Genomic DNA, 23,704 nt, shown 5'->3' with positions numbered 1-23,704 from the left:
TGAAGTTTTTCCTGCAACGAAATCAAAAAGGAGCCATTATGAAGCAAAAAATCATTTCAAAAATCATTAAAGATCGTTTTTCTACCTTATCACCTGGCCAGAAAAAAGTGGCTGAATTCATCAATGATCACAATGATGAAGGGGCATTGCTTACGGCTTTTCAATTGGGAAGAAAAGTAGGAGTAAGCGAAACAACGGTCATTCGGCTAGCTTATGCGCTAGGGTTTAGCGGTTATTCTGAAATGCAGGAGGTGGTGCGAAAGGATTGGCTTGGTCAGAAACACCTAAAGGATGAAGGATATCCTTCATCTAAAGAGGAAAGAGAAGGAGAAGAAAATTTATTTACCAAAATCATCGATAAGGAAAGAACGGTTTTACAGCATTTATTGCAACAAAATAGCACAGAGGATATTTGGAAGGCAGTAGATCGATTCATCCATGCAGACCGGGTTTATATTGGAGGCTTTGGAAGCTCCTATGCAGCAGGGTTTTGGTTTTATTACGCACTAAAACAGATGAGGGAAAATGTGTTTATCTCTAGTCCAACCGGATTTTTACCAGAGGATTTATGTGAACTGAGTAAGGATTCTGTCGTGATGATTTTTTCATTTCCGCGCTATCGAAGAGAAAGTCTTAAGCTTGCAAACTTTGCGAAAAAACAAAAAGCCCAGATTGTCGCGTTAACGAATAGACAGCTGTCACCTATCGGACAACTATCTGATATCACTTTAACGACTGAGGAAAATCTCAATTCAGGACATCACTCGATTGCTTCTGTTGTAAGTCTTTTGGAAGTAATTATTGAGGGGATTCATAGCCGAGACTGTGAAAGAATTAGTCTTCGTCAACAGAAATTAGAACTATTCTATACAGATCAAGAATTATTCTTAGAATAGGGTGTTTATTAAATTGGAAATCAAGGGGTGTGATTGAAATGGATGGTGTACCTAAGACAAATGAAGAAGTAAAGGTAAAGGCGTTTTCTACAGCTGATTTATTGAAATTTTTGATCCCTTCGCTAGTCGGTATTTTGTTATTTATTGTACCGATTACAACGGAGGATGGGATTACGATACCTGTAGCCTTCTTAGCTGGAGAAATAAACACTCTATTAGGGGAGGCTATTCCGGCCATTACGGTATTGATCATAAGTCTTTCCGTAATAGGTTCGATCCTAGCTGTTACGTTTAAGCCCCGTTTTATTACAGAAAGTCCCTATTTAAATACTTTACTAAATGTTAGTAAGTTTTGGGTAACAGCCCGTTTTCTTGGTATGGTTTTTGCTATTATCACTTTTTATCAACTAGGTTCCGAAATGATTTATTCAGAGAATACGGGTGGGCTTTTAATCTATGATTTAATCCCCATACTTTTTACTACCTTTCTATTAGCTGGACTGTTATTGCCATTGCTCTTGAACTTTGGATTGCTTGAGTTTTTTGGAGCTCTATTAACCAAAATAATGCGCCCGGTTTTCACCTTGCCTGGTCGTTCTTCATTAGACTGTTTAGCTTCATGGGTAGGGGATGGAACGATTGGTGTACTATTAACAACGAAGCAATACGAAGAGGGGTATTACAATAAACGGGAAGCCGCCGTTATTGCGACGACTTTCTCGGTGGTTTCCATCACGTTTACCATCGTAGTGATTACCTACTTGAAATTGGAGCATTATTTCCTTCATTATTACGCAACGATCATTTTTGCGGGACTTGTAGCTGCCTTGATCATGCCGCGTATCCCGCCATTGTCTAGAAAAACAAACACAGGCTATGAAAAGACCGAATTAAAGGAAGAACAATCAATTCCTTCTGGGATAGGGGCGGCTAAATGGGGAGTGAATCAAGCGGTATCCAAAGCTAAGAAAAATACTAGCGTTTTCCAAGTAGTAAAAGAAGGAATTCAAAATGTTTTAGACATGTGGATGGGGGTTTTACCGATAGTTATGGCTATCGGTACGGTTGCGCTAGTAATCGCAGAGTTCACGCCGTTTTTTACTTATCTTGGAAAACCGTTTGAACCAATCCTAACTCTTTTTCAAGTTCCAGAAGCGACGGAAGCTGCACAAACCATGGTGGTTGGTTTCGCCGATATGTTTCTGCCTGCGGTCATCGGGAGCGGGATTGAAAGTGAGTTAACGAGATTTGTCATTGCTTGTGTGTCTGTTACACAGCTGATTTATATGTCTGAAATGGGTGGGCTGCTACTCGGTTCAAAATTACCTATCAGTGTTTTAGATTTAATCTTTATATTTATCCTACGTACACTTATTACTTTACCAATCGTTGTTGTCATTGCACATATGATTTTTTAATAGGAGGTTAATGAATCAATGGATCTAACAAAATTTATCGACGGCCAAAAACAACTGATTCTAGACACCTATCAGGATTTGCATAAGCTTGCTGAGCCTAGCTGGGAAGAAGAAAAAACCGCTAACTATTTAAAAGAGAAGCTGTTACATGCTGGGTTTAACATTCAAACCTATGAGGGGCATTTTGGTTTTATAGCAGAAATGAAGGGAATAAAAAAGGACGTCATCGCCATTCGTGCAGATATGGATGCGTTAGTACAGGAAGTAGATGGGGTAGTGAAGCCGAATCATTCCTGTGGCCATGATGCTCATAGTACGATGGTTTTATTTACAGCACTTGCATTATCAAAAAAGAAATTTACGCATACGATTCGCTTTATTTTTCAACCCGCTGAAGAAAAAGCAGCAGGTGCATTGAAGATGATGGAAGAGGGGGCCCTCCAAGATGTTAAGTTTCTTGCGGGCATCCATTTGCGTCCAGCGATGGAAGTCTCGTTTGGAAAGGCTGCACCTGCCATTCTTCATGGCTCAACAGCCAGTATAAAAGGAGTGATTAAAGGGGTACCCGCCCATGCAGCAAGACCCGAAGAAGGGAATAATCCTCTTGAGGCAGCCGCCTTTTTAATACAGGCGATTCGGCAAATTCGCTTGAATGCTTCAGACCATTTTTCTATAAAAATAACTGAGCTGAATGGCGGTGAAGCGTCTAATTCGATTCCAGGAACCGCTCGATTTACGTTAGACCTTAGAGCCAAATCGAATGAAACAATGGAAAAACTACTTAAGAATGCAGAGCATACGATTCGAAAAGTAGCTGAATTAACGGAGACTATGATTGAATTCAATACGGATGAATACTCTCCTGCTGCCATTAGGAATCTACGAGCGATAGAACTTGCCGAATATGCGGTTGAAGCTGTTCTAGGGAAAGAAAACCTTGAACCTGCATGTGTGTCACCAGGGGCAGAGGATTTTCATTTTTACACACTAAAAAATCCTGGTCTAACTGCGACGATGATTGGATTGGGCTGTGATCTTACACCAGGACTGCACCATCCTAACATGAAGTTTAATCAAGATGCATTGATGTATGGAACGAAAATTTTATCGAAGATGTTAGTAGAAGCCGACGGTCAACAATGGTAAACACGAAGGAGGAGAATAGTTTGAAACAAGAGATTTTATCAGCAATGGTGATTCGAAACCTTCAAACAGTAGAGGAGCTAGAGAAAGTTCGCCAATTAGAGGTCATGATTTGGGGACTTGAGGATTCAGTACCAGTGAATCAATCCGTTGCTGCTGTTAAAAATGGCGGATTTATTTTGGGAGCTTTTTTAAAAGAAGAACTGATAGGTTTTCAATACAATTTTCCAGGGTTTAACGGAAAGAAAATCTACCTTTGTTCCCATAGCCTCGGGATCCACCCTGACTATCGTAAATTTGGGATCGGCGAAAAGCTGAAAATCGCCCAAAGAGAGACAGCCATTGGAATAGGCTATGATCTGATTACATGGACATACGATCCATTAGAAACGGTTAACGGGAACCTTAATTTGCATAAATTAAAGGCTGTCTGTAACACGTATATGGAAAATGCTTATGGGGAGATGCCAGATAATATGAATGCTGGCATACCGACCGATCGATTTTTAGTGGAATGGTGGATTAAAGAGCCTATTGAAAAAACGGAACCTGATAAAGGGCATTCCTTAGTTATCAAAACCAGCACCAATGGAAGCTTTTTAACTCCACATGAGATGGATTTGATGCAGGTGAACGATTCCTTATTTGTCCCTGTCCCAGGTAATTTTCAAGAGATAAAGAAACATAACTTCCCCCTTGCCTTATCATGGAGGGAAAGGACACGGAAGGTTTTCAGCTACTACTTAAGTCAAGGATGGACAGTCACTGATTTAGTAAAGGATGATGAACAATCAAATCAATACCTATATCTCTTAGAAAAAGGAGCCCATAGACATGGAAATTAAAAGTATCATATTAAGACATATCAAAATGGATCTGTTAACGCCTTTTACAACAAGTGTTGGTACAGAAGTTGATAAAGACATCATTCTTGTTGAAGCAAAATCAAAAAGTGGCTTGTCCGGATGGGCAGAGTCCGTTGCGATTACGCAGCCCATCTATAATGAAGAAACGGTCAAAACGAACTGGCATATGATGAGCGATCATTTGATTCCGCTTTTATTCCAGGAATCCGTGAAGCATCCTGACGAAGTTTCAGAACGGTTCAGAAGTATTCGTGGAAATTTCAATGCAAAAGCAGCAATTGAAGGTGCTGTATGGGATCTATATGCTAAGGAGCAAAACATTCCTTTAGCTGAAGCTCTTGGCGGGGTGAAGGATAAAATTGAGGTTGGAGTGAGTGTGGGAATTCAGTATTCCCAAGCAGCGATTCTAAAGCAGATTGAAGGATATTTGGAGGAAGGGTATAAGCGGATCAAAGTGAAGATCAAACCGGGCTGGGATGTGGAGATTTTAAGAGCGGTTCGAAAGGAATTTCCAGATATTCAGCTGATGGCAGATGCGAATTGCGCTTACACTCTTAAAGATATCGAATACCTAAAGCAATTAGATGATTTTGGTCTTACGATGATTGAGCAGCCTTTAGATCATGATGATATCGTCGACCATGCTAAGCTGCAGGCACAGCTTAATACCCCTATTTGTTTAGACGAAAGCATTCATACTTATGAAGATGCAAGGAAAGCTATTGAACTAGGAAGCTGCCGAATTATCAATCTTAAAATAGGTCGTGTTGGAGGATTGACGGAATCTAAGAAAATCCATAATTTATGTGTAGAGCACGATATTCCGATGTGGTGTGGCGGCATGCTTGAGGCTGGGATTGGGAGAGCGCATAACATTGCAATCACAACCCTCAGCAATTTCACTTTACCAGGAGATACAGCACCTTCTTCCCATTATTGGGCGCAAGATATTATAGATCCAGAAGTCGTGATGGAGAATGGGTATATTTATGTGCCGGAGAGTTCAGGGATAGGGTATGAGCCAAATCGAGAAAGAATAGAGGATGTTACATTGTTTAGTAGGGTGTTTCATAGTTAAACAAAGAGGAATATAATTTTACATCGAAAAGGAGCCTGGGTATAGGCTTCTTTTTTGATAATTTATTAAAAAATAGTATTCTATTTCAATCTTTAAAGTAATCATATAAAATGATTTGAAATAGTTAACTATAAGATGTAATCTGACCCCCTTAAACACAAAAAAACATGGAGGTGCCTTATTCCCTTGTTTCCCATTATGGTTGAATTGCAAAATAAAAAAGTAGTTGTCGTAGGCGGTGGGCGAGTGGCCTATCATAAAATAAAAAATCTCCTTCGCTTTAACGTCCATGTCCATGTCGTTAGTCCGGAGTTTCACAATGGAATCCTGGAATTAGCTAATCAAAAAAAAGTGACTCTTTATCAAAAAGAAGTAGAGTACGAAGATTATCAAGATGCATTTTTAGTCATCACAGTAACAGATTCAAGGTCAGTAAATGAGAAAGTGGCCAAAACCGCGAACCATCTAGTGGTGAATGCTGAAAATCCTGAACTTGGAAATAGTATCGTACCAGCAACTCTAATGAGAGGGAAGCTGATGATTAGTATTTCGACGGGAGGGGCAAGCCCAACATTAGCAAAGCAATTAAGGAATCAACTCGCTGATCAATTTGATGACTCTTATGAATCTTATCTAGATTTTTTGTATGAGGTTAGAAGTTTAGTGAAAAGTAAAAGTTTACATGCTGACACACGGAAAAGGTTATTACAGGAGGTCGTGCAACCAATCTATTTAGAATCATTTGAAGAGAGAGAAACGTTTTTACGAAAACTAGAAGACTATTAAAAAGTATTAAAATTGATAGACAATGGGCTGTCCACCTTAAATGTGGTCAGCCCATTTATTTTATTCACTGTCTAAATGTTTCCCATTAACAACCTGATATTCAAAAAATGGATGTTAAGTTTCCTAACATGGAAGTTATGTTCCTCCTTTCATCCTTCTTAAATTTAGAACTATATTAATTTTGAATGGAGGTCATTCGTGTCTATCGGGAATGGGATGGAAGGTATTCGGTATGTAGAAGAGATATCAAGGTTTCAGAATAAAGTTTAATATTTAGAAAGTTCTTATTGACAAAGATGAAAATTTGATTTAAATTTTGTGCATAGGAAACTTTTTTATAAAGAGGCATAAATTATGACTATTACTAAATCAGTCATTTTCTTTTTTACCTAAAAGTTGCGCAAGGGAAACTTTTGTTTATTCAGTTAATGTTTTTTGTCCAATCCATAAGAGAGGAGTGTCTTTATGACAAATACAGTACTATCCGTGAATGAATTACACGTATCATACCTTGGAAATCAAGCGTTAAAGAAAATTTCATTTGATCTTGATCAAGGTAGTTTGGCAGGGATTATCGGTCCAAATGGGGCGGGGAAATCGACCCTAATTAAAGCGATGATTGGGCTTATTCCATCTGATCAAGGAAACGTGAGAATCTTAGGAGAAGCGGTAAAAAAAATTCGAAAGCGGGTTGCATATGTCCCACAACGCAATGATATTGATTGGAATTTTCCCATTCACGTCCTTGATGCGGTACTAATTGGAACATACCCTAATCTGCGTTTATTTCAAAAACCGAAGAAGAAAGAGCGTGATTGGGCTTTTGAATGTTTAAAGCGGGTAGGCATGGAAGATTTCAGTAAGCGTCAAATTGGAGAACTATCTGGTGGTCAGCAGCAACGGGTGTTCCTTGCACGTGCTCTTGCACAGAGAGCAGACGTGTTCTTTTTGGATGAACCATTTGTAGGTGTGGATATTCGAAGTGAAGAAACGATCATTCAAATTTTAAAAGAACTGCAATTAGAAGGGAAAACCACACTCGTCGTTCATCATGATTTAAGCAAGGCGAACGTTTACTTCGATGAATTGGTCTTATTAAACAAAGAACTGATTGCAAAAGGAAGAGTCTCTGAAGTATTAAGCTCCAACCTAATTCAAAAAGCGTATGGAAACCCACTTGCGTTTATGAATGAACGAGAGGTGAGTTCACGATGAACTTTATCGAAGCCATTATTCAATATGATTTTCTTCAAAAAGCGTTGATCACGTCTGTTATGGTTGGAATTATTTGTGGTGTCATCGGGTGCTTTATTATTTTAAGGGGAATGGCGTTAATGGGGGATGCGATCTCACACGCAGTCCTGCCAGGTGTTGCGATTTCCTACATGTTTGGGATTAACTTCTTTATTGGTGCCGTCGCTTCAGGGGTCCTAACGGCAATTGCCATAGGATTCGTCAGCCAAAATAGCAGGTTGAAAAATGACACCTCTATCGGAATCATGTTCACCTCTGCCTTTGCTGTAGGGATTATCTTGATTACATTTATGAAAAGCAGCACCGACCTATACCATATCTTATTCGGTAATGTTCTTGCAGTAAGACCTTCTGATATGTGGGTAACACTTGGAATCGGCGTTCTCGTGATCTCATCCGTTTACTTGTTTTATAAGGAATTATTGGTGACATCATTCGATCCGACAATGGCTGATGCATATGGGTTATCCACTAAGGTGATTCATTATTTGTTGATGACGATGCTTACGATGGTGACGGTTGCCTCGCTGCAAACCGTTGGAATCGTTCTCGTTGTCGCGATGCTAATTACCCCAGCTGCAACAGCTTACTTACTGACAGACCGGCTTTCTGTGATGATTTATCTAGCCGCGAGCTTCGGTGCTGTTGCTGCGATCATCGGCTTGTACTTCAGCTTTACGTATAATTTGTCTTCCGGTGCAACAATCGTACTTGTTTCAACATTGATGTTCATCGCTGTGTTCTTATTTTCACCTAAGCACGGTTTTGTTAGGAAGCTTATCAAATCAAAAAGAAATGCGACCATTACAGGTTAGAAAAGAGGGAGAGAAACATGTTAAAAAAAATTTATTTATTACTAGTTGGGTTGTCGGTGGCTTTATTGCTTGTTGCTTGTAATGGAGAGAAAAGTTCAGGCGACGGTGACCGTTCGGATAAGGTTCAAGTCGTTACAACCTACTCTATTCTCTATGACATCGTAAAGAATATTGGGGGAGATCAGGTCGAAGTACACAGTATGGTCCCATTTGGGGCAAACCCTCATGAATTCGATCCATTACCAGAGGATGTAAAAAAGACCGCTGATGCAGACGTTGTATTTTATAATGGTTTGAACTTGGAAGCAGGAAACAGTTGGTTTGAAAAACTTCTAGGCACAACCGGGAAATCCGATGAAGATGCTCCTGTCTTTCGGTTAAGTGAAGGAGTGGAACCGAAATATTTAACGACTAAAGGGAAAGAAGGTCAAGAGGATCCGCATGCATGGCTAAATATTGAGAACGGCATTCAATATGCCAAAAATGCCCGAGACGCTTTAATTAAGGTCGACCCAGATAACAAAAAAGTTTACGAAAAAAATGCAGAAGACTATATTAAAGAATTGAGTGCCTTGCACGAAAAAGCGAAAAAAGGGTTTGCGAAAATCCCTGAGAATGAGCGTTATTTAATTACAAGTGAAGGAGCCTTCAAATATTTTAGCGATGCCTATAATATTAAAGCAGGATACATCTGGGAGATCAATGCAGAAAACCAAGGATCACCCGATCAAATTAGGCAGGTTATCGATTTAATTAATAAAAAAGATATTAACGTACTCTTCGTGGAAACAAGTATCGACCCTCGTAGTATGGAAACGGTATCCCGCGAGACCGGTGTACCGATTGGTGGTAAAGTTTTCACCGATTCACTGGGTAAACCAGGTGAAGATGGTGATACTTATATCGGTATGATGAAGTGGAATATCAAAACAATCGCGGAACAAATTAATAAGCATAGTAAATGATTCCCCATTGCACAGGAGTCTTAGATGTAGCTTTGAGTACTTTGCGGTGGGAAATTCATTGAAGTAGTAGTGTCGAACGTTATATATAAATAAAACTGCTTCCGAGATTTTGGAGGCAGTTTTCATTTTAACGAAATGATATTTCTTTAACCCACTACTCTTGAATCTCTAGTACTCCCTTAATATTTGATAAAATCTCTTTCAATTCTGCATCTTTTCCTGATTGATCTATATTAAACCATGAAATCGCCGGAATAATCAATACCAAGCAAATGACGACCGGAATGATCGCCCAGTCGGGATAAGATGTGAAGTCCTTTATCATTACTCCAAGGATAAACGAAATCACAGCGGTAAAAACACTTATCGTTAAGGGGGATGGGAAGTGATTCCGGATTATTTCTTCATGATAAGTAATGATGGAATCAACTTTCACCTTTAAAAGCCTTTTCTCTTCTGAATATAATTTTCCTATTTCCACATCTAGATAACGTAAATCTCTATAAAATGGCAAGCTGTATTTCTTATTCTTTGGTCTTTCGTTATCATTATTCCTGTTTGTAAGGTAATTTTGAAACTCGAGAAGAAAATGTTCTATATCAGGTTCTTGTAAGATTTGACTAAACTCATCATTCATTTTTTCATTACTCGATTTCAAAATAAACACCTCCAGAATTGTTCTCTATGAATACTTCATTCAATTAAAGTGTTTAACTCTTTTTAACTACTTAAATATTATTTTACAATAAACCAATAAACACACAAAATCCCAAAATCACCTAACATATGACTGACAATCGTTCCATAAATAGAACCCGTTTTTTCTCGAAGGTAACCCCAAAATATTCCGGCGGCAAATACAGGAAGTACAGCTATAACATTCAATGGCCACTGAAACATTGGTATGACAGAAAGGAAATGATAAAGCGTATAAAAAAAGGAAGTGATCCAAATCGCATGAATGGTTTTCATTTCTTTTTTTAATCTTTGATGCATAAATCCTCTCCAATAGACTTCTTCAAGGATTGGGTTGATGACAATCAGAATAAAGGTTAATCCAATAATCCCTTTTCCAAAGAATCCCCAATTCTCTAGTAAGACTTGAAGATGCTCAAGGTCAATGAAATACTGGTGTAACCAAAATAAACCACCAAAAATAAACAAGTAAAATAGGAGACCACTAGATAACCCCAATCCAATAGATTTCCATAGGTTGTTCCGTGTAAATCCGATTAAGTATATTTCTTTTTTAAACAACGGTACAGCAAGTAACCAACTATAAAATAATAAAAAAGTAATCGGGATGTTCTTTATGCCTTGTAAACCTATTAAGATCATAATTGTTGGTCCCATTAAGTAGAGGAAATATTTCATAACTGCCCTCCGATCATTTTTTAGTTATTTTCACAATGAAAGATGATCAAAGTTTATGACGCTTTTTCTTTCTAGCTAAAGTAGTTAAATCAATCCCTAAGATTTCTGCACACCGTTTCATAGGTCTGTATTTTTTTAAATAATCGTCAAGAATCTTTTTTTCATAATCGCTAATAAGATCTTTTAATGTCTTGTCATAAATTGGAGTAGAATCTTCTTTGTCATAGACTTCCGTTTCCGTATTTCGTATTTTTGTTGGAACCAAGGAGTCGTCAATGACATCTTCATCAGACATAATCATTAGCCGTTCTACTAAATTTTTTAATTCGCGAATATTTCCCGGCCAATGATAGGACAGTAATTGGTCTATGGCAGAAGGAGAGAAGGACCTTTTCATATGGTGTTTTTCATTGAATAGATCAAGAAAATGGACTAACAGGACAAATACATCTTCTGGCCTTTCCCGAAGTGGAGGGATGTTGATCGATAGAACATTTAACCTAAAATAAAGGTCTTCCCGAAAATTCTTTTCTTTGATCATTTTTTCTAAATTTGCATTCGTGGCAGCTATAATTCGAACGTCTATCGGGATTTGTTTCGTGCCTCCCACTCTCTGAATCTTCATATCTTGTAATACCCCTAACAGTTTTACCTGAAGGGAAAGAGGCATTTCCCCCACTTCATCTAAAAATATCGTTCCGTTATGGGCGACTTCAAATAGCCCGACTTTTCCTTGCCGTCCCGCACCAGTAAAAGATCCGGCTTCATAGCCAAATAACTCCGACTCTAGTAAATGTTCAGGAATCGCACCACAATTGATTTTGACAACCGGGCCTTGACCTTTTCGATCGCTAATGAAGTGAATGTAATTTGCCAATACATCTTTCCCTACTCCAGACTCTCCTGTAATTAGAATGGGAGTATCGACTACAGAAAACTTATGGGCTAAAGATACGATTTTTTCCATCGAGGAACTTCGATAGATGATTTGGTTGCCATCAACACTTTTTAGCTGTACCTCTTGTAAAGTTTTTCTGTAGCTCTTGGTGAGTGCAAATGTTTCATCCAACTGTTGTTTCAGTTTATTAAGTTCTGTCAAATCTCTGACATTTCCGATCGTATAAATCAGCTGGCCATCATTATCAAATACGGGGGTTGCGGATATTAAGGCTTCTATCCCTGTTGGGTATGTAACGGCCATTGTAACAGTCTCTCTTCTTGCGATCGATTCGGCTGATGCGGAATTTTCAAGTCCGCCATTCTCGATAAGTTCATGTACCGTAAAATTATCTAGCTGTTCAGGCAATAATCCTGACATTCTTAAAAAAGAATCATTGTACCAAATGGTTCTGCCGTCTGGGTCGGTAATGGTGATTCCGTCATACGAACTACCTATGAGCTTACGAATTAGCAACTCTGAATCGTTGGTTCCTTGAAACAGTTTAATCTGATCTGTTCTCACTATGACTTGTCGACTCCTTTCTGATAGGGCGAAAATGCTATATATATGGCGATTTTACCATAGCGGTAGTGCTAATATAAGTGCCTTATTCTGAATTTTTTAATTATTCATTTTGTAAAACAAGAACACACAGTACCTATTTATCTTTGGCATGAAACTTGCAATCTATTTAGAAACGCTTGTGTAAAGGGAGTGATCCATTTGAAGAATAGTGTGGCGATTGTAACTGGTGCCGGATCCGAAAGAGGAATTGGAAAGGCTATAGCCTCCGAATTGGCGAAAAAAGGAGCAACGGTTATAATAGCTGATCTAAACGTAAAAGGAGCAAATAAAGTAGCGGATAAATTAAAGAAGAATGGTTACAAAGCAGTTGGGAAAGAAGTCGATGTAACATCTCGATTAAGTATTGATCATCTGATGGAATCAGTGAGACAAGACTTTGGGAAAATAGATATTCTCATTAATAATGCAGGGATTGCAAGACCGACAAAAATATTAGAGATAACTGAAGAGGAATGGGATTTGTTATTTGCTATTAATATGAGAGGAGTTTTTCATTGTACTCAAGCTGTTCTGCCATCCATGATTGAACAGAGTTTTGGAAGAATTATAAACATTTCTTCTCTAGCTGGAAAACAAGGTGGAGGAGTATTTGGAACCTCTCATTATGCCGCGACTAAAGCCGGAATATTAGGCTTTTCAAAAGCAGTGGCAAGAGAAGTAGCGGAGTATGGGATAACGGTAAATTCTGTAGCGCCTGGTCTTATTGATACCGATATAACTGTCGAAATGGATCCGATACTACGACAAGAAAAAACGAAGCTTATCCCATTAAAAAGAGCTGGTCAACCACAAGAAGTTGCAGCAACGGTTGCCTTTCTAGCATCGAATGAAGCGGGCTATATAACTGGTGAAGAAATTGATGTTAATGGCGGGTTGCTAATGGATTAAACTAGAAAGTCATCTATTCACAATATCAATTTTACTGTAACAAAATTGATGAAATAGTACATTTATGCAGTATATCTAATCAATCGAGAGTATCCGATTGAACCGAAATCCAAATGATTTTTCAATAATAGTGAAATTCTTTAGCTTCTAAAATTCATTTTTTCATTGGCACAGAAATTGCATTGTATTGGATAAAAGGAGGAGTCATTCCAAGAAAACCTAGAGTTTCTTCGACTCTAGGAATGAAGGTATTGGAGTTTAATGTTAGGAATATTTTGAGAGGATAAAAAAATCTAAAAATTTCGTTAATTTTAAAAGGGTAGGTGAACTTTTATGGTAGGATTGAATGAAAATCATAATTTGACAGGACAGGTTGCCATTGTTACTGGGGCAGCTCGTGGAATTGGGGCAGAGTGTGCATATGCTCTTGCTCGTAATGGAGCAAATGTGGTGATTGTTGATTTATTACCTGCGAATGAAATAATAAATCAAATTAAAAAAGACTTTCCAAATTGTGAAACAGACTCTTACCAGATCGATATTCGAAAGAGAGAAGAGGTTCAACAGGTTATTAATGGAAGCGTTAACAGGTGGGGGAGAATTGATATAGTTGTCAACAATGCTGGTACTTGTGGTCGCATAGGGTTAGATAGCATGACAGATGAAGCTTGGTCCAGAGATTTGGATACTAATTTAGGCGGGACATTTCTATTCACGCAACTTGCCATTCATCCTCATATGATCAATCAAGGCTACGGAAAAGTAGTAAACGTTAGTTCTATTTCAGGCATTATGGGTGGGCCAACCTCCAATCATGCCGGACTTGACTCAGGTCGTTCTGGCCCAGCCTATGCTGCTTCAAAAGGTGCCGTCATTGCATTTAGTAAATGGGTCGCGAAAGAAGTAGGAAAACACGGAATTACCTGTAATAGTGTGGCTCCTGGAGCAGTAGAGTCGGAGATGACGAAAAGTTTAAACTATCCTTTAGACAATCAACCGATTAAACGAATGGGAACGGCTGAAGATATTGCAGAAGCGGTTGTTTATCTTGCTTCTCCCGCTTCAAATTATGTGACGGGTCAAGTCATTAAAGTTTGTGGGGGACTGGCAATTGGATAAACAAGGAGGGCAAACAGCGATGGTAGAAAACATCCATAACCACTCTGTTTATGATGAAGAGAATGGATTGATCTTCGGGTCACTAACGAAGGGATCTGACCTTATGGAGGGTATTATCCAGGAGTATGAGAAATATGACGTTCATTCTGGTGTCGTCACTTGCATCGGATCTTTGTCTCAGGCTGCCTTTGTGTACCTTCAAAATGACGAAAGTGGAAAGCTATCATATAGTGAATTGCTTTTTGAAGAGGGACCGATTGAGTTAATAAAAGGATCGGGTTTCTTATGTGAAAATAAGCACGGACAGACTGATTTCCATTTACATGCTTTGTTTGGTAATCAGCACGGCAAGCTTTTTGGAGGACATATTTTTCCTGGCAAAAATCCTACACTCATTACAGTAGAATTCTCTATTCAAGTGGGGAAAGGCATCGAAGCCGTTCGTACATTTAAACCGCAACTAGGTTTTCAAACCATTACTTTTCAAAAAGGAGAGTCAGAGCTTGGAGACATTAGGTAACGTTTATCTGAAAACATTTAATCGAAAGTTGAATGAACAAGCTTTATGGGATGGGACAAAGGGTTATACATTTTCACAGCTAAAAGAACGTTCATTACGGTTGGCCAATGCATTGATTTCACGTGGTTTAAAAAAGGGGGATCGTGTTGCCATTCTGATGTCGAACCGAATGGAGCATATTGAATTAGATGTTGCGATAGCGTTGACAGGACTTATAAAGGTTCCATTGAATTATCGACTTCATCCTAAAGAACATAAGTATGCACTGCAAGATTCAGGAGCAAGTCTACTGATTGGAGAAAAGTATTTAATAGAACCGATTGATTATCAGATTCCCATTGTAGTTGTTGGAAGTGAGTATGAAAGGTGGATCTTTGAATTTCAGAATATTCGACCAAATGAAGGCGTTCATGAAGATGATGTATATGCCATTATGTATACTTCAGGAACAACAGGAAGACCGAAAGGAGCCATGTTGACACATCGAAATTTTATGTCTAGTTCATTTGCTCTAATTACCACCTGTGATATGACACAAGATGATGTGATTGGACACGCTGCTCCGCTTACACATGGTTCAAATTTTCTTGCTCATTGTGCATTGTTTTTAGGTCTTAAACAAGTTATTTTTAATAAATTCGAGCCTGAATATTTTCTTGAATCGATTGAAAAAGAACGAATCTCAACGTTTTTTCTCGTTCCGACTATGGTAAATCTAATGATCCATGAAGAAAGTTTAGCAACTCGTGACCTTAGCTCTTTAAGAACGATCAATATGGCAGGAGCACCAATGGCTGCTGAAAAAATAAAAATGGCAATGGACATTCTTGGACCTAAAATTGTAGAGACCTATGGGCAAATCGAGGCACCGATGACGATTACCGCTATGCCGAGACTTGAGCTTGGAAAAAGACTAACTTCGGCAGGAGCTCCAGGACCCTTTGTGGAGATGAGAATTGTAGATGATGCGGGAGTTGAAGTATCAGTTGGAGAAATTGGCGAAATTATTTGCCGCGGTTCTCTAGTTATGAAGGGCTATTGGAATAATGAAGTGGCAACAGCTGAGACATTAAAGAATGGGTGGTTATATACTGGTGATCTCGGTTGGGTGGATGAAGACGGCTATCTTCATATCGTGGATCGGAAGAAAGATGTCATTATTAGTGGTGGAGCCAATACGTATCCACGTGAAGTAGAAGAGATACTAAATCTCCATCCTGCGGTGAAAGAAACATGTGTATTTGGTATACCTGATGAAAAATGGGGAGAAGCCATCTGTGCCCATGTTGTTCTTCGAGAGAATCAACAAGCAACCGACTTGGAACTGATTGAATTGTGTAAAGAACATTTAGCCAGTTTTAAAAAGCCTAAGAACATTTATATTGTCGATAGTCTGCCTAAGAGCACCTATGGAAAAATCTTGCGAAAAGAAATTCGTGAGTCATATTGGGGGAGTACAGTATGAGGAAGGTCTCTGTCACAGGAATTGGGATGACCAAATTTGGTAAACATGAAGCTTCGCTGAAATCTCTTGCAGTTTCAGCATGTCGAGCAGCTTTAAATGATGCAAGCAATCCAAAGGTAGACGCGATTTATGTAGGAAACTTTCTAGGCGGACAGCTCGCTGGTCAAGAAATTATAGGTTCGATCCTGGCAAGAGAATTGGGTCTCGGCGCTATTCCAGCAACCAAAACCGAAGGAGCATGCGCTTCTGGAGGTATAGCCTTTCGTCAGGCCTATCATATGGTTGCTGCTGGAATTCACGACACGGTATTAGTCGTCGGTGTAGAAAAAATGACCCATGCCCCTACCAATCTTGTCACTCAAGCGATCAACTCAGCGATGGATAATGATTCAAACGAAGGAATTTCAGGACTTACTTTCCCGGGATTTTTCGGAGTTGTTGCTAATCGATATATGTATGAATACGGTGCAAGTGAAGAGCATTTGGCAATGGTCGCACTTAAAAATCGGGAATATGCGATGAATAATCCAAAAGCACAGTTTAGAAAAGAAACCAGTATAGAAGAAATTTTGAATGCACGCTCTATTACCGCTCCTCTAGGATTATTCCACTGCTCTCCGATAACAGATGGAGCAGCGGCAGTCATTATCACAGCAGGAGAGAAAGGGATTAAAGTTCTTGCTTCTGGTCAAGCATCAGGACCTCCACTTATGCAGGATATTCCTGATTTATTAAGGATAGAAGCTATACAAGAATCAGGCCGACAAGCGTATGAACAATCAGGTCTTGGGCCGGATGATATAGATGTTGTAGAACTTCATGATTGTTTTGCGATGACAGAGATTATTGCCATTGAAGACTTAGGTCTATTTGAAAAGGGAATGGGGTGGCACGCATTAGATCAAGGTCTTACCAAGCATGGTGGAAAAGTTCCGATTAATACTAGCGGTGGATTGCTGTCACGAGGGCACCCAATCGGGGCAACTGGCATCTCGCAAATTGTTCAGATTATCAGTCAGCTTCGTGGACATGCTGTCAATCAAGTCGAGGGGGCAAAAATTGGACTTGCGCAAAACTTAGGGGGGACAGGAGCATTTTCGACTGTACATATTTTTGAAGGGAGTGGAGTATAACCGTGGATATTACATTATTATCCTGTGAGAAGTGTCAAACCGCTTTTGTGCCACCAAAGTATGCGTGCCCTCATTGTTTTAATGAAGAACTTGTCCAAAAGACCATGAGCGGAAAAGGAACGATTTACTCCTATACGACGATCTATAGTGCACCTGAAAAATTTGCTTCACAGGTACCCTATCATATTATTTTAGTTGATCTAGAGCATGGCCCTAGAATTACAGCTCGAATGGTCGATGGTGAACCTTCTATTGATCAAAAGGTTGAATTAGAAAGTATAGAGGATTCTGTCTACTGGTTTTTTAAAAGGTAAGGAAGTTATCCATATGATCCTATTGGATTAATTCTTGTCTTAGTATCATCAGGAGTCTGTATTGTGACTCCTGATCCAAAAATCCTGTAAAAGATACACTGTTACCTTAGTAAGGAGGGAAATCGTATGAGGAATTTATTCATTACTTTTGTAAGCGTTATCTTAATCATTGTACTGTCTGGCTGCGGAAATGTAAGCAGCGGGGCAGCGAAGGAAAAAAAGGAATATAACTTAAAAATGTCGATTACCGTGAGTGAATCGTCAACATGGTATAAGGCAGCAGCGCATTTTGCTAAAGAGGTAAAAGAAAAAACGGATGGCCGGATAAAAGTGAAAGTATATGCAAATGAGCAGTTGTCTGCTGGTGCACCAGCTAAAGGGGTTGAGATGCTATTAAAGGGATCGATTGATTTAAGTTATCATTCCCCCATTATTTACTCCGTTTTTGAAAAACGTCTTGGGGTAGTCACGGCACCATTTTTGTTTAAAAACCTGGAAGAGGCAGATGAAATGATGAAGGGGGAAGGGGGGAAAGCCCTTAAAGAAATTCTCTTAGAAAATGGAGTTGAACCTTTAGGTTTTGGAGAAAGTGGCTTTAGACAGGTCACAAATAATGTTAGGCCGATTAAGAGTCCTGAAGATATTGAGAATATGAAAATTCGGATTCCAGGAATCGAAATGTATGTGGATTTATGGAGAGAGCTGGGTGCTGATCCAACGACAATGGATTTCTCTGAAGTGTTTACAGCCCTTCAACAAGGAACGATTGATGGACAGGAAAACCCAGTGGATGTCATTAAATCCGCCAAATTAGAGGAGGTTCAAAAATATATCAGTATGTGGAACTACTCCTATGACCCTTTGATATTTGGTATGAATAAAGAAAAATTCGACAGCATGCATCCGGATGATCAAAAAATCATTAAAACGGCGGCAAAAAATGCGAACAAATATCAAATTAAATTAGCTAGAGAGAAAGAAAAAAAGCAAATTGAAGAATTAGAAGCAGCTGGCATGGAAATTTACTATCCGACTGATGCCGAAATCGAAGCCTTTAGAAAAGCATCAGAAAAAATTTATGATAAATATGAATCGGTATGGGGATCGGAATTACTGGAAACTTTTCGAAAAGAAAATCGATAATAGTGGAGATGATGATTATGTCGAAAGTGATTAGCTATATCGAAAATTTTGTCCTTGCCATTACGATGCTAACAATGGCCGTCATTGCTTTTACAAATGTGATATCGAGATACTTCTTTCATTACTCTCTATCATTTACTGAAGAGATCACTATTAATCTATTTGTCTTGCTGACTTTTCTTGGTGCGGCAGTGGGTGTGAGAATGAATGCACATCTCGGCTTCTCATTACTATTTGAAAAAGCAAATGTGATCTCAAAAAGAATCCTTATTGTATTCTCCACATTACTCATCTCTACAGTGTTTTTCTTACTGACTTACTATGGGTATGAGATGATGCAGTTTCAAATGGAACGAAATCTGATCACACCTTCTCTTGGCTGGCAGCAATGGGTATTTTCAATGTTTATTCCGATGGGTAGTCTCTTTTGCTTATACCGCACCATTGAAGCAGGTGTAATAGAGTGGAAAGAATTAAATAAAGGAGAGGGGATTAAACTATGATCGGCATACTATTATTCGGCCTTTTTGCTCTATTCGTATTACTAAGAATTCCGATTGCGATTGCACTAGCTGCATCTTCTATTACCGTTCTCTTTGTTAATTGGGGAACCTCGAGTTTCACTTTATTACCCGATATCTTATACGCAAGTATTTCGAAATTTACCTTATTGGCAATTCCCTTCTTTATTCTTGCAGGTGTCATTATGGAGTATGCAGGAATATCCAAAAGGCTCATTCATTTTGCCCATGTCTGTGTCGGTCATTTTAAAAGTGGTATTATTCTAGTCACCGTTATAACAGCGATATTTTTCGCTGCCATTTCAGGATCTGGCCCAGCCACGGTCGCGGCGATCGGGGGTATTCTAATCCCAGCGCTTGTTAAAAATGGCATGAGAAAAGAATCAGCTAGCGCATTGTTAGCCAGTTCAGGAGCAATTGGCATCGTAATACCACCAAGTATTGCGATGATCGTCTTTGCCATTGTCGCCGGCGATCAATTAAATGTGTCAATTGGTAGGCTGTTTCTTGCTGGAGTTGTACCGGGGCTTCTTATTGGTATTGGATTGATCGTTGCCGCTATTTACGCTAAGAAAAAAGATATGTTGAAGCAATCTTCTTCCAGTGCTTATGGAGAAATTGCAGCAACTACATTAGTGACTGAAAAAAAGGCAACAGCTAAAGAGGTTCTCCAAGCATTTCGAGAGGCCGTTTGGGGTCTATTGATGCCAGTTATTATCCTAGGTGGAATCTATGGAGGTATTTTTACTCCGACAGAGGCAGCCGTAGTCGCAGTATTTTATGGGTTTTTTGTAGGGATCTTTATCTATAGGGACTTAAAGGTATCGAATATCTATAAAATTCTTTATGAATCTGGAACTCAAACAGCAGTGATTATGTTCATTGTTGGATCAGCATCTTTGTTCGCTTATATTATTACAACAGAGCAAATTGCGGAATCGATGGCCAATTCATTATTGTCGATCAGTTCCAACCCGATTATCATTTTACTGCTCTTAAATATCATTCTATTAATTGCTGGTGCATTTATTGATGCGATTTCTGCTTTTTATATTTTTGTTCCAATTTTAATTCCTATTATCATTCATTTCAATATTGACCCAACCGTATTCGGAATTTTTATGACGGTGAATTTGGCCATCGGATTGTTTACCCCTCCAGTAGGAATCAACCTTTACGTGGCTTGTGGGATAGGAGAGGTGAAACTTCATAGACTATCAAAAGCGATTATGCCATTTCTGATTTCGGCTATTATTGTATTACTTCTCATTACTTATATACCGGCGATATCAACGTTTTTACCTGATTTGTTAGGTGTGAAATAGTTTTATAGAGAATAGGGCTGTCCCAACAGAAGGGGTCTGAACCACCATGTTCGTCTATATATAGAAGGCTTTTTCTATATATTAGAGTTCTGGTTCCTGACACCTTTGTTTCGGGACAGTCCCATTCTAATTTTTGGAGATTAATATTAGATTTGAATGGAATTTAGTTCTCTGTATCGAGTATTCTCAACTTTTGCTTATTTATTCTCATCTTCAGGGAGTTTGCACTCAACTTCACTAGTTTTGTTCTCAACTCTAGAGTGTTCATCGATTTGTCGACAATATATGACAAAGAGCTACAACTTTTTTGTTCTAGCGCTGCAACCAATCTTGCAAACCTAACTAGAGGTATCAGAATATTGTACGGCTTCAATAAGCAGATCGGCAATATGAACCGCGCGGACTTTGCCTGTTAATCCTTCTCGTTCGATACCGAGCTTCATTTGAAGCAAGCAGCCAGGATTTGCGGTAACAATTGTCTTCGCTTCCGTGGCTTTTGTTGATTTCATTTTGGTGTCTAAGATTTGCATCGACATTTCAGATTCGACGATATTATATATTCCTGCTGACCCGCAACACTGATCTGCATTTTTCATTTCGCGATATTCAATATTATTTATAGACTTTAGCAGCGTACGTGGTTCAGTTGACGTCTTCATTACGTTTCGTAAATGGCATGAATCCTGATAAGTGATGATCTGCGCAGGCAAACTTAATTTTTTTATATGAAATTGGAGATCGACTAGAATACTAGTAATATCTTTTAGCTTTGCTGAAAACTGTTTAGCTCTCTCTGCCCATTCAGTCTCATCCTTTAGCAGATGATCATAGTCAATTAAGAATGCGCCACAACCGCCGGCATTGGTAATAATGTAGTCAACCTGAAGCTCTTCAAATGCTGAAATATTACGCTTCGCCAGCTCTTTTGCCTTGCTTTTTTCCCCACTGTGACCATGCAAGGCTCCACAGCATGCTTGATCTGGTGGAATCACGATTTCACAGCCTGCAAGCTGTAATAGTTTCATTGTGGAATCATTGGTTTTCATAAACATTGTGTCCATTAAACAACCGGAGAAAAAGGCAACTCGTTTCTTGACCGTTTCTTGAGCAGGGAGATAAGTTGGACGGTTTTTCATCTCTTTCATCGTCGGTATATCAGGAAGTATTTTCTCCATTGAAGACAAGCTGTCTGGGAATAACTTCATCATTCCAGTAGAACGTACGACACTTTGTAATCCCGAACGTTGGTAGAAACCCATTAATCCTGTTAATGTACGCATACGGTTTTGATGGGGGAATAGTCCTTCAAATACTGTTTTGCGAAGCGCTTTTACAGGTAAAGAGTGTTTTTTATTTTGATTAATAATATCACGTGCTTCTTCAAGTAAATGGCCATAGTTTACTCCGGATGGACATACAGGCTCACAAGCTCTGCAGCCTAGGCACATGTTTAGGGAGCGTTCGACGTCTTCATCTGGCTCAATGACCCCATCTACAACAGCTTTCATGACGGCAATCCGTCCCCTTGGTGAGTGTGATTCTTGAAAACCTGATTCAATATATGTCGGGCAAGTGGGTAAGCAAAAACCACAGCGCATACAGTTTAATAGTTCATCTTCGTCCATTCTTTCTTTAAATTGCTGTTGAATTTGTTCCCGTTCTTTTACGGTTGTCATTTTGCTACCACCACCCGTTTTTTTGAGTCTTTTGCAAACACTTTCCCAGGGTTCATGATGTTATTGGGATCAAAGGAATCTTTGATGGCTTTCATTGCCGCAATTCCTGTCTCACCAAGCTTCCATTCTAGGTAAGGGGCTTTCATGACACCGACGCCATGTTCCCCTGTTATCGTTCCACCAAGCTCTATTGCCTTTTGGAAGATTTCCTCCAATGCTTTTTCAACACGCTCGATTTCGTCATGGTTACGTGAATCCGTTAAGCAGGTTGGATGGAGGTTACCGTCCCCTGCATGACCAAACGTACAAATTTTCACCTCATACTTTTCAGCAATTTGGTTAATAGCATTGACCATGTTGGCAATTTCTGAACGAGGAACAGTGGCATCTTCCAAAATCGTTGTCGGTTTAAGACGTGCAAGTGCCGACAACGCTGACCGCCTAGCTGTCATTAGAGCAATAGCATGTTCTTCCGACTGTGCTACTTGTACAGAAATAGCCTTTTCATTTGTACAAACCTCAGCAATTTTTTTTATGTCTCTATCGACGACTTCTTCGGGTCCATCTTGCTCGATTAAAAGGACGGCCTGAACATTTGTCGGGAGACCTATTTTAGCAAAGTCTTCCACTACCTGAAGTGTTGGTTGATCTAAAAATTCTAAAGTAGTCGGGATTATTTTGTTGGCAATAATTTTAGAAACGGATCGTGCGGCCGCTTCAATATCTTGATAAAGGGCTAATATCGTTTTCTTTGTCTCTGGCATAGGAATTAATTTCAGTGTTGCTTCCGTTATAATCCCTAGAGTACCTTCAGATCCAACAAGCAAACGAGTTAAATCATAGCCTGCAACATCTTTTGCAAGTTTTCCTCCTGTGCGAATGATATCACCGTTTGGGAGAACGGCTTCAAGTGCGATTACATAGTCACGTGTGACGCCATATTTTAACCCGCGAAGACCCCCTGAGTTCTCATTAATGTTGCCGCCAATCGTTGATATTTTCATAGAGCTTGGATCAGGAGGATAAAACAGTCCTTTTGCTTCTACAGTTTGAATCATATCGAGGGTGATCACACCTGGCTGAACCGTAACGGTTAGGTTTTCTTCATCCACTTGTAAAATTTGATTCATATGTTTAAAGAGTAAAACAATGCCACCCTCCGTCGGGCATGTGCCTGCACAGAGGTTTGTACCTGAACCTCTGGGAACAATCGGTATTTTATATTCATTACAAATTTTCACAATATCGACTACTTCACTTTTGTTCCGAGGAGCAATCACGGCATCTGGCATCGATTGAAATTGTGGTGTTGCATCATAGGAATAAACAAGCCGTCCAGTAGTAGAATCATCATAATTTTCACTACCGACAATTTGAAGGAACGCATTTTTTAGGTTTGCTGGAATCATCTTTTATCACCCTTATAAAAAAATTCGACTCATTAACGAAAGCTATTGTTTTATTGTTAATTTTATGATAA

General features: G+C 39.2%; 23 protein-coding genes. 18 read left to right on the top strand and 5 right to left on the bottom strand.

Annotated elements, in window-relative coordinates; genetic code table 11:
- Positions 1-38 precede the first annotated feature (38 nt).
- The 9 genes from JOC86_RS18235 (at position 39) to JOC86_RS18195 (ending at position 9,221) form a co-directional block, all read left to right on the top strand.
- Positions 39-896 (top strand): MurR/RpiR family transcriptional regulator, encoded by an 858-nt coding sequence (locus JOC86_RS18235; RefSeq protein ID WP_205174379.1) that lies wholly within the window; start codon positions 39-41, stop codon positions 894-896.
- Between the two features lie 38 nt (positions 897-934).
- Positions 935-2,314: a YjiH family protein gene (locus tag JOC86_RS18230; protein ID WP_205174378.1), complete on the top strand. Its 1,380-nt coding sequence runs from the start codon at positions 935-937 to the stop codon at positions 2,312-2,314.
- Positions 2,315-2,332: 18 nt separating this feature from the next.
- Positions 2,333-3,460 carry an amidohydrolase gene (locus JOC86_RS18225; protein WP_205174377.1) on the top strand — a complete coding sequence of 376 codons (1,128 nt, stop codon included), beginning with the start codon at positions 2,333-2,335 and terminating at the stop codon, positions 3,458-3,460.
- A gap of 20 nt (positions 3,461-3,480) precedes the next feature.
- Entirely contained in the window at positions 3,481-4,302 is an 822-nt protein-coding gene (locus tag JOC86_RS18220; RefSeq protein WP_205174376.1) for a GNAT family N-acetyltransferase, read from the top strand.
- Complete coding sequence (menC, locus tag JOC86_RS18215; RefSeq protein ID WP_205174375.1) at positions 4,292-5,401, top strand: o-succinylbenzoate synthase; 1,110 nt, start codon at positions 4,292-4,294, stop codon at positions 5,399-5,401. Before JOC86_RS18220 ends, menC begins: the two co-directional genes overlap by 11 nt.
- A gap of 198 nt (positions 5,402-5,599) precedes the next feature.
- Positions 5,600-6,187, top strand: coding sequence for an NAD(P)-binding protein (locus tag JOC86_RS18210; protein ID WP_239587694.1), 588 nt, complete (start codon positions 5,600-5,602; stop codon positions 6,185-6,187).
- A gap of 465 nt (positions 6,188-6,652) precedes the next feature.
- Positions 6,653-7,402 (top strand): metal ABC transporter ATP-binding protein, encoded by a 750-nt coding sequence (locus tag JOC86_RS18205; RefSeq protein ID WP_205174373.1) that lies wholly within the window; start codon positions 6,653-6,655, stop codon positions 7,400-7,402.
- Positions 7,399-8,256 (top strand): metal ABC transporter permease, encoded by an 858-nt coding sequence (locus tag JOC86_RS18200; RefSeq protein ID WP_205174372.1) that lies wholly within the window; start codon positions 7,399-7,401, stop codon positions 8,254-8,256. The genes JOC86_RS18205 and JOC86_RS18200 overlap by 4 nt, the downstream gene beginning before the upstream one ends.
- 17 nt (positions 8,257-8,273) lie before the next feature.
- The gene (locus JOC86_RS18195) at positions 8,274-9,221 is read left to right on the top strand and encodes a metal ABC transporter substrate-binding protein (protein ID WP_205174371.1); all 948 of its coding nucleotides are present in this window, start codon (positions 8,274-8,276) and stop codon (positions 9,219-9,221) included.
- A 154-nt stretch (positions 9,222-9,375) separates the two neighbouring features.
- On the opposite strand, the gene JOC86_RS18190 is transcribed toward JOC86_RS18195, so the two are convergent.
- The 3 genes from JOC86_RS18190 to JOC86_RS18180 form a co-directional block, all read right to left on the bottom strand.
- Complete coding sequence (locus tag JOC86_RS18190) at positions 9,376-9,879, bottom strand: hypothetical protein (protein WP_205174370.1); 504 nt, start codon at positions 9,877-9,879, stop codon at positions 9,376-9,378.
- A gap of 77 nt (positions 9,880-9,956) precedes the next feature.
- A complete protein-coding gene (locus JOC86_RS18185) occupies positions 9,957-10,595 on the bottom strand; it encodes a CPBP family intramembrane glutamic endopeptidase (protein ID WP_205174369.1) in 639 nt (212 codons plus the stop codon).
- Positions 10,596-10,641: 46 nt separating this feature from the next.
- Entirely contained in the window at positions 10,642-12,057 is a 1,416-nt protein-coding gene (locus JOC86_RS18180) for a sigma 54-interacting transcriptional regulator (RefSeq protein WP_205174368.1), read from the bottom strand.
- Positions 12,058-12,249: 192 nt separating this feature from the next.
- Between JOC86_RS18180 and JOC86_RS18175 the strand changes: the two genes are divergently transcribed.
- The 9 genes from JOC86_RS18175 to JOC86_RS18135 all read left to right on the top strand — a co-directional run bounded on the left by JOC86_RS18175 (position 12,250) and on the right by JOC86_RS18135 (position 20,548).
- Positions 12,250-13,008: a 3-oxoacyl-ACP reductase FabG gene (locus tag JOC86_RS18175; RefSeq protein WP_205174367.1), complete on the top strand. Its 759-nt coding sequence runs from the start codon at positions 12,250-12,252 to the stop codon at positions 13,006-13,008.
- A gap of 333 nt (positions 13,009-13,341) precedes the next feature.
- Complete coding sequence (locus JOC86_RS18170) at positions 13,342-14,127, top strand: SDR family NAD(P)-dependent oxidoreductase (protein WP_205174366.1); 786 nt, start codon at positions 13,342-13,344, stop codon at positions 14,125-14,127.
- Positions 14,120-14,647 (top strand): PPC domain-containing DNA-binding protein, encoded by a 528-nt coding sequence (locus JOC86_RS18165; RefSeq protein ID WP_205174365.1) that lies wholly within the window; start codon positions 14,120-14,122, stop codon positions 14,645-14,647. Before JOC86_RS18170 ends, JOC86_RS18165 begins: the two co-directional genes overlap by 8 nt.
- Positions 14,631-16,112: a class I adenylate-forming enzyme family protein gene (locus JOC86_RS18160; RefSeq protein ID WP_205174364.1), complete on the top strand. Its 1,482-nt coding sequence runs from the start codon at positions 14,631-14,633 to the stop codon at positions 16,110-16,112. Before JOC86_RS18165 ends, JOC86_RS18160 begins: the two co-directional genes overlap by 17 nt.
- On the top strand, positions 16,109-17,245 hold the full coding sequence (locus JOC86_RS18155) for a thiolase domain-containing protein (protein WP_205174363.1): 1,137 nt from the start codon (positions 16,109-16,111) through the stop codon (positions 17,243-17,245). Before JOC86_RS18160 ends, JOC86_RS18155 begins: the two co-directional genes overlap by 4 nt.
- A gap of 2 nt (positions 17,246-17,247) precedes the next feature.
- Entirely contained in the window at positions 17,248-17,559 is a 312-nt protein-coding gene (locus JOC86_RS18150) for an OB-fold domain-containing protein (RefSeq protein WP_205174362.1), read from the top strand.
- A 126-nt stretch (positions 17,560-17,685) separates the two neighbouring features.
- Complete coding sequence (locus tag JOC86_RS18145; protein ID WP_205174361.1) at positions 17,686-18,702, top strand: DctP family TRAP transporter solute-binding subunit; 1,017 nt, start codon at positions 17,686-17,688, stop codon at positions 18,700-18,702.
- Between the two features lie 17 nt (positions 18,703-18,719).
- Entirely contained in the window at positions 18,720-19,205 is a 486-nt protein-coding gene (locus JOC86_RS18140) for a TRAP transporter small permease (protein ID WP_205174360.1), read from the top strand.
- Positions 19,202-20,548, top strand: a complete 1,347-nt coding sequence (locus JOC86_RS18135) for a TRAP transporter large permease (RefSeq protein WP_205174359.1) — start codon at positions 19,202-19,204, stop codon at positions 20,546-20,548. The genes JOC86_RS18140 and JOC86_RS18135 overlap by 4 nt, the downstream gene beginning before the upstream one ends.
- A gap of 338 nt (positions 20,549-20,886) precedes the next feature.
- Here JOC86_RS18135 and JOC86_RS18130 read toward each other — a convergent pair whose 3' ends face one another.
- Both JOC86_RS18130 and glcD read right to left on the bottom strand, forming a co-directional pair.
- The gene (locus JOC86_RS18130) at positions 20,887-22,224 is read right to left on the bottom strand and encodes a (Fe-S)-binding protein (RefSeq protein ID WP_205174358.1); all 1,338 of its coding nucleotides are present in this window, start codon (positions 22,222-22,224) and stop codon (positions 20,887-20,889) included.
- Complete coding sequence (glcD, locus tag JOC86_RS18125) at positions 22,221-23,633, bottom strand: glycolate oxidase subunit GlcD (protein ID WP_205174357.1); 1,413 nt, start codon at positions 23,631-23,633, stop codon at positions 22,221-22,223. Before glcD ends, JOC86_RS18130 begins: the two co-directional genes overlap by 4 nt.
- Positions 23,634-23,704 lie beyond the last annotated feature (71 nt).

The organism is Rossellomorea pakistanensis, assembly GCF_016908495.1.
Lineage (GTDB): Bacteria > Bacillota > Bacilli > Bacillales > Bacillaceae_B > Rossellomorea > Rossellomorea pakistanensis.
Note: the sequence above shows the minus strand (reverse complement) of the source record. Positions and strands in the feature narration are given on the sequence as shown.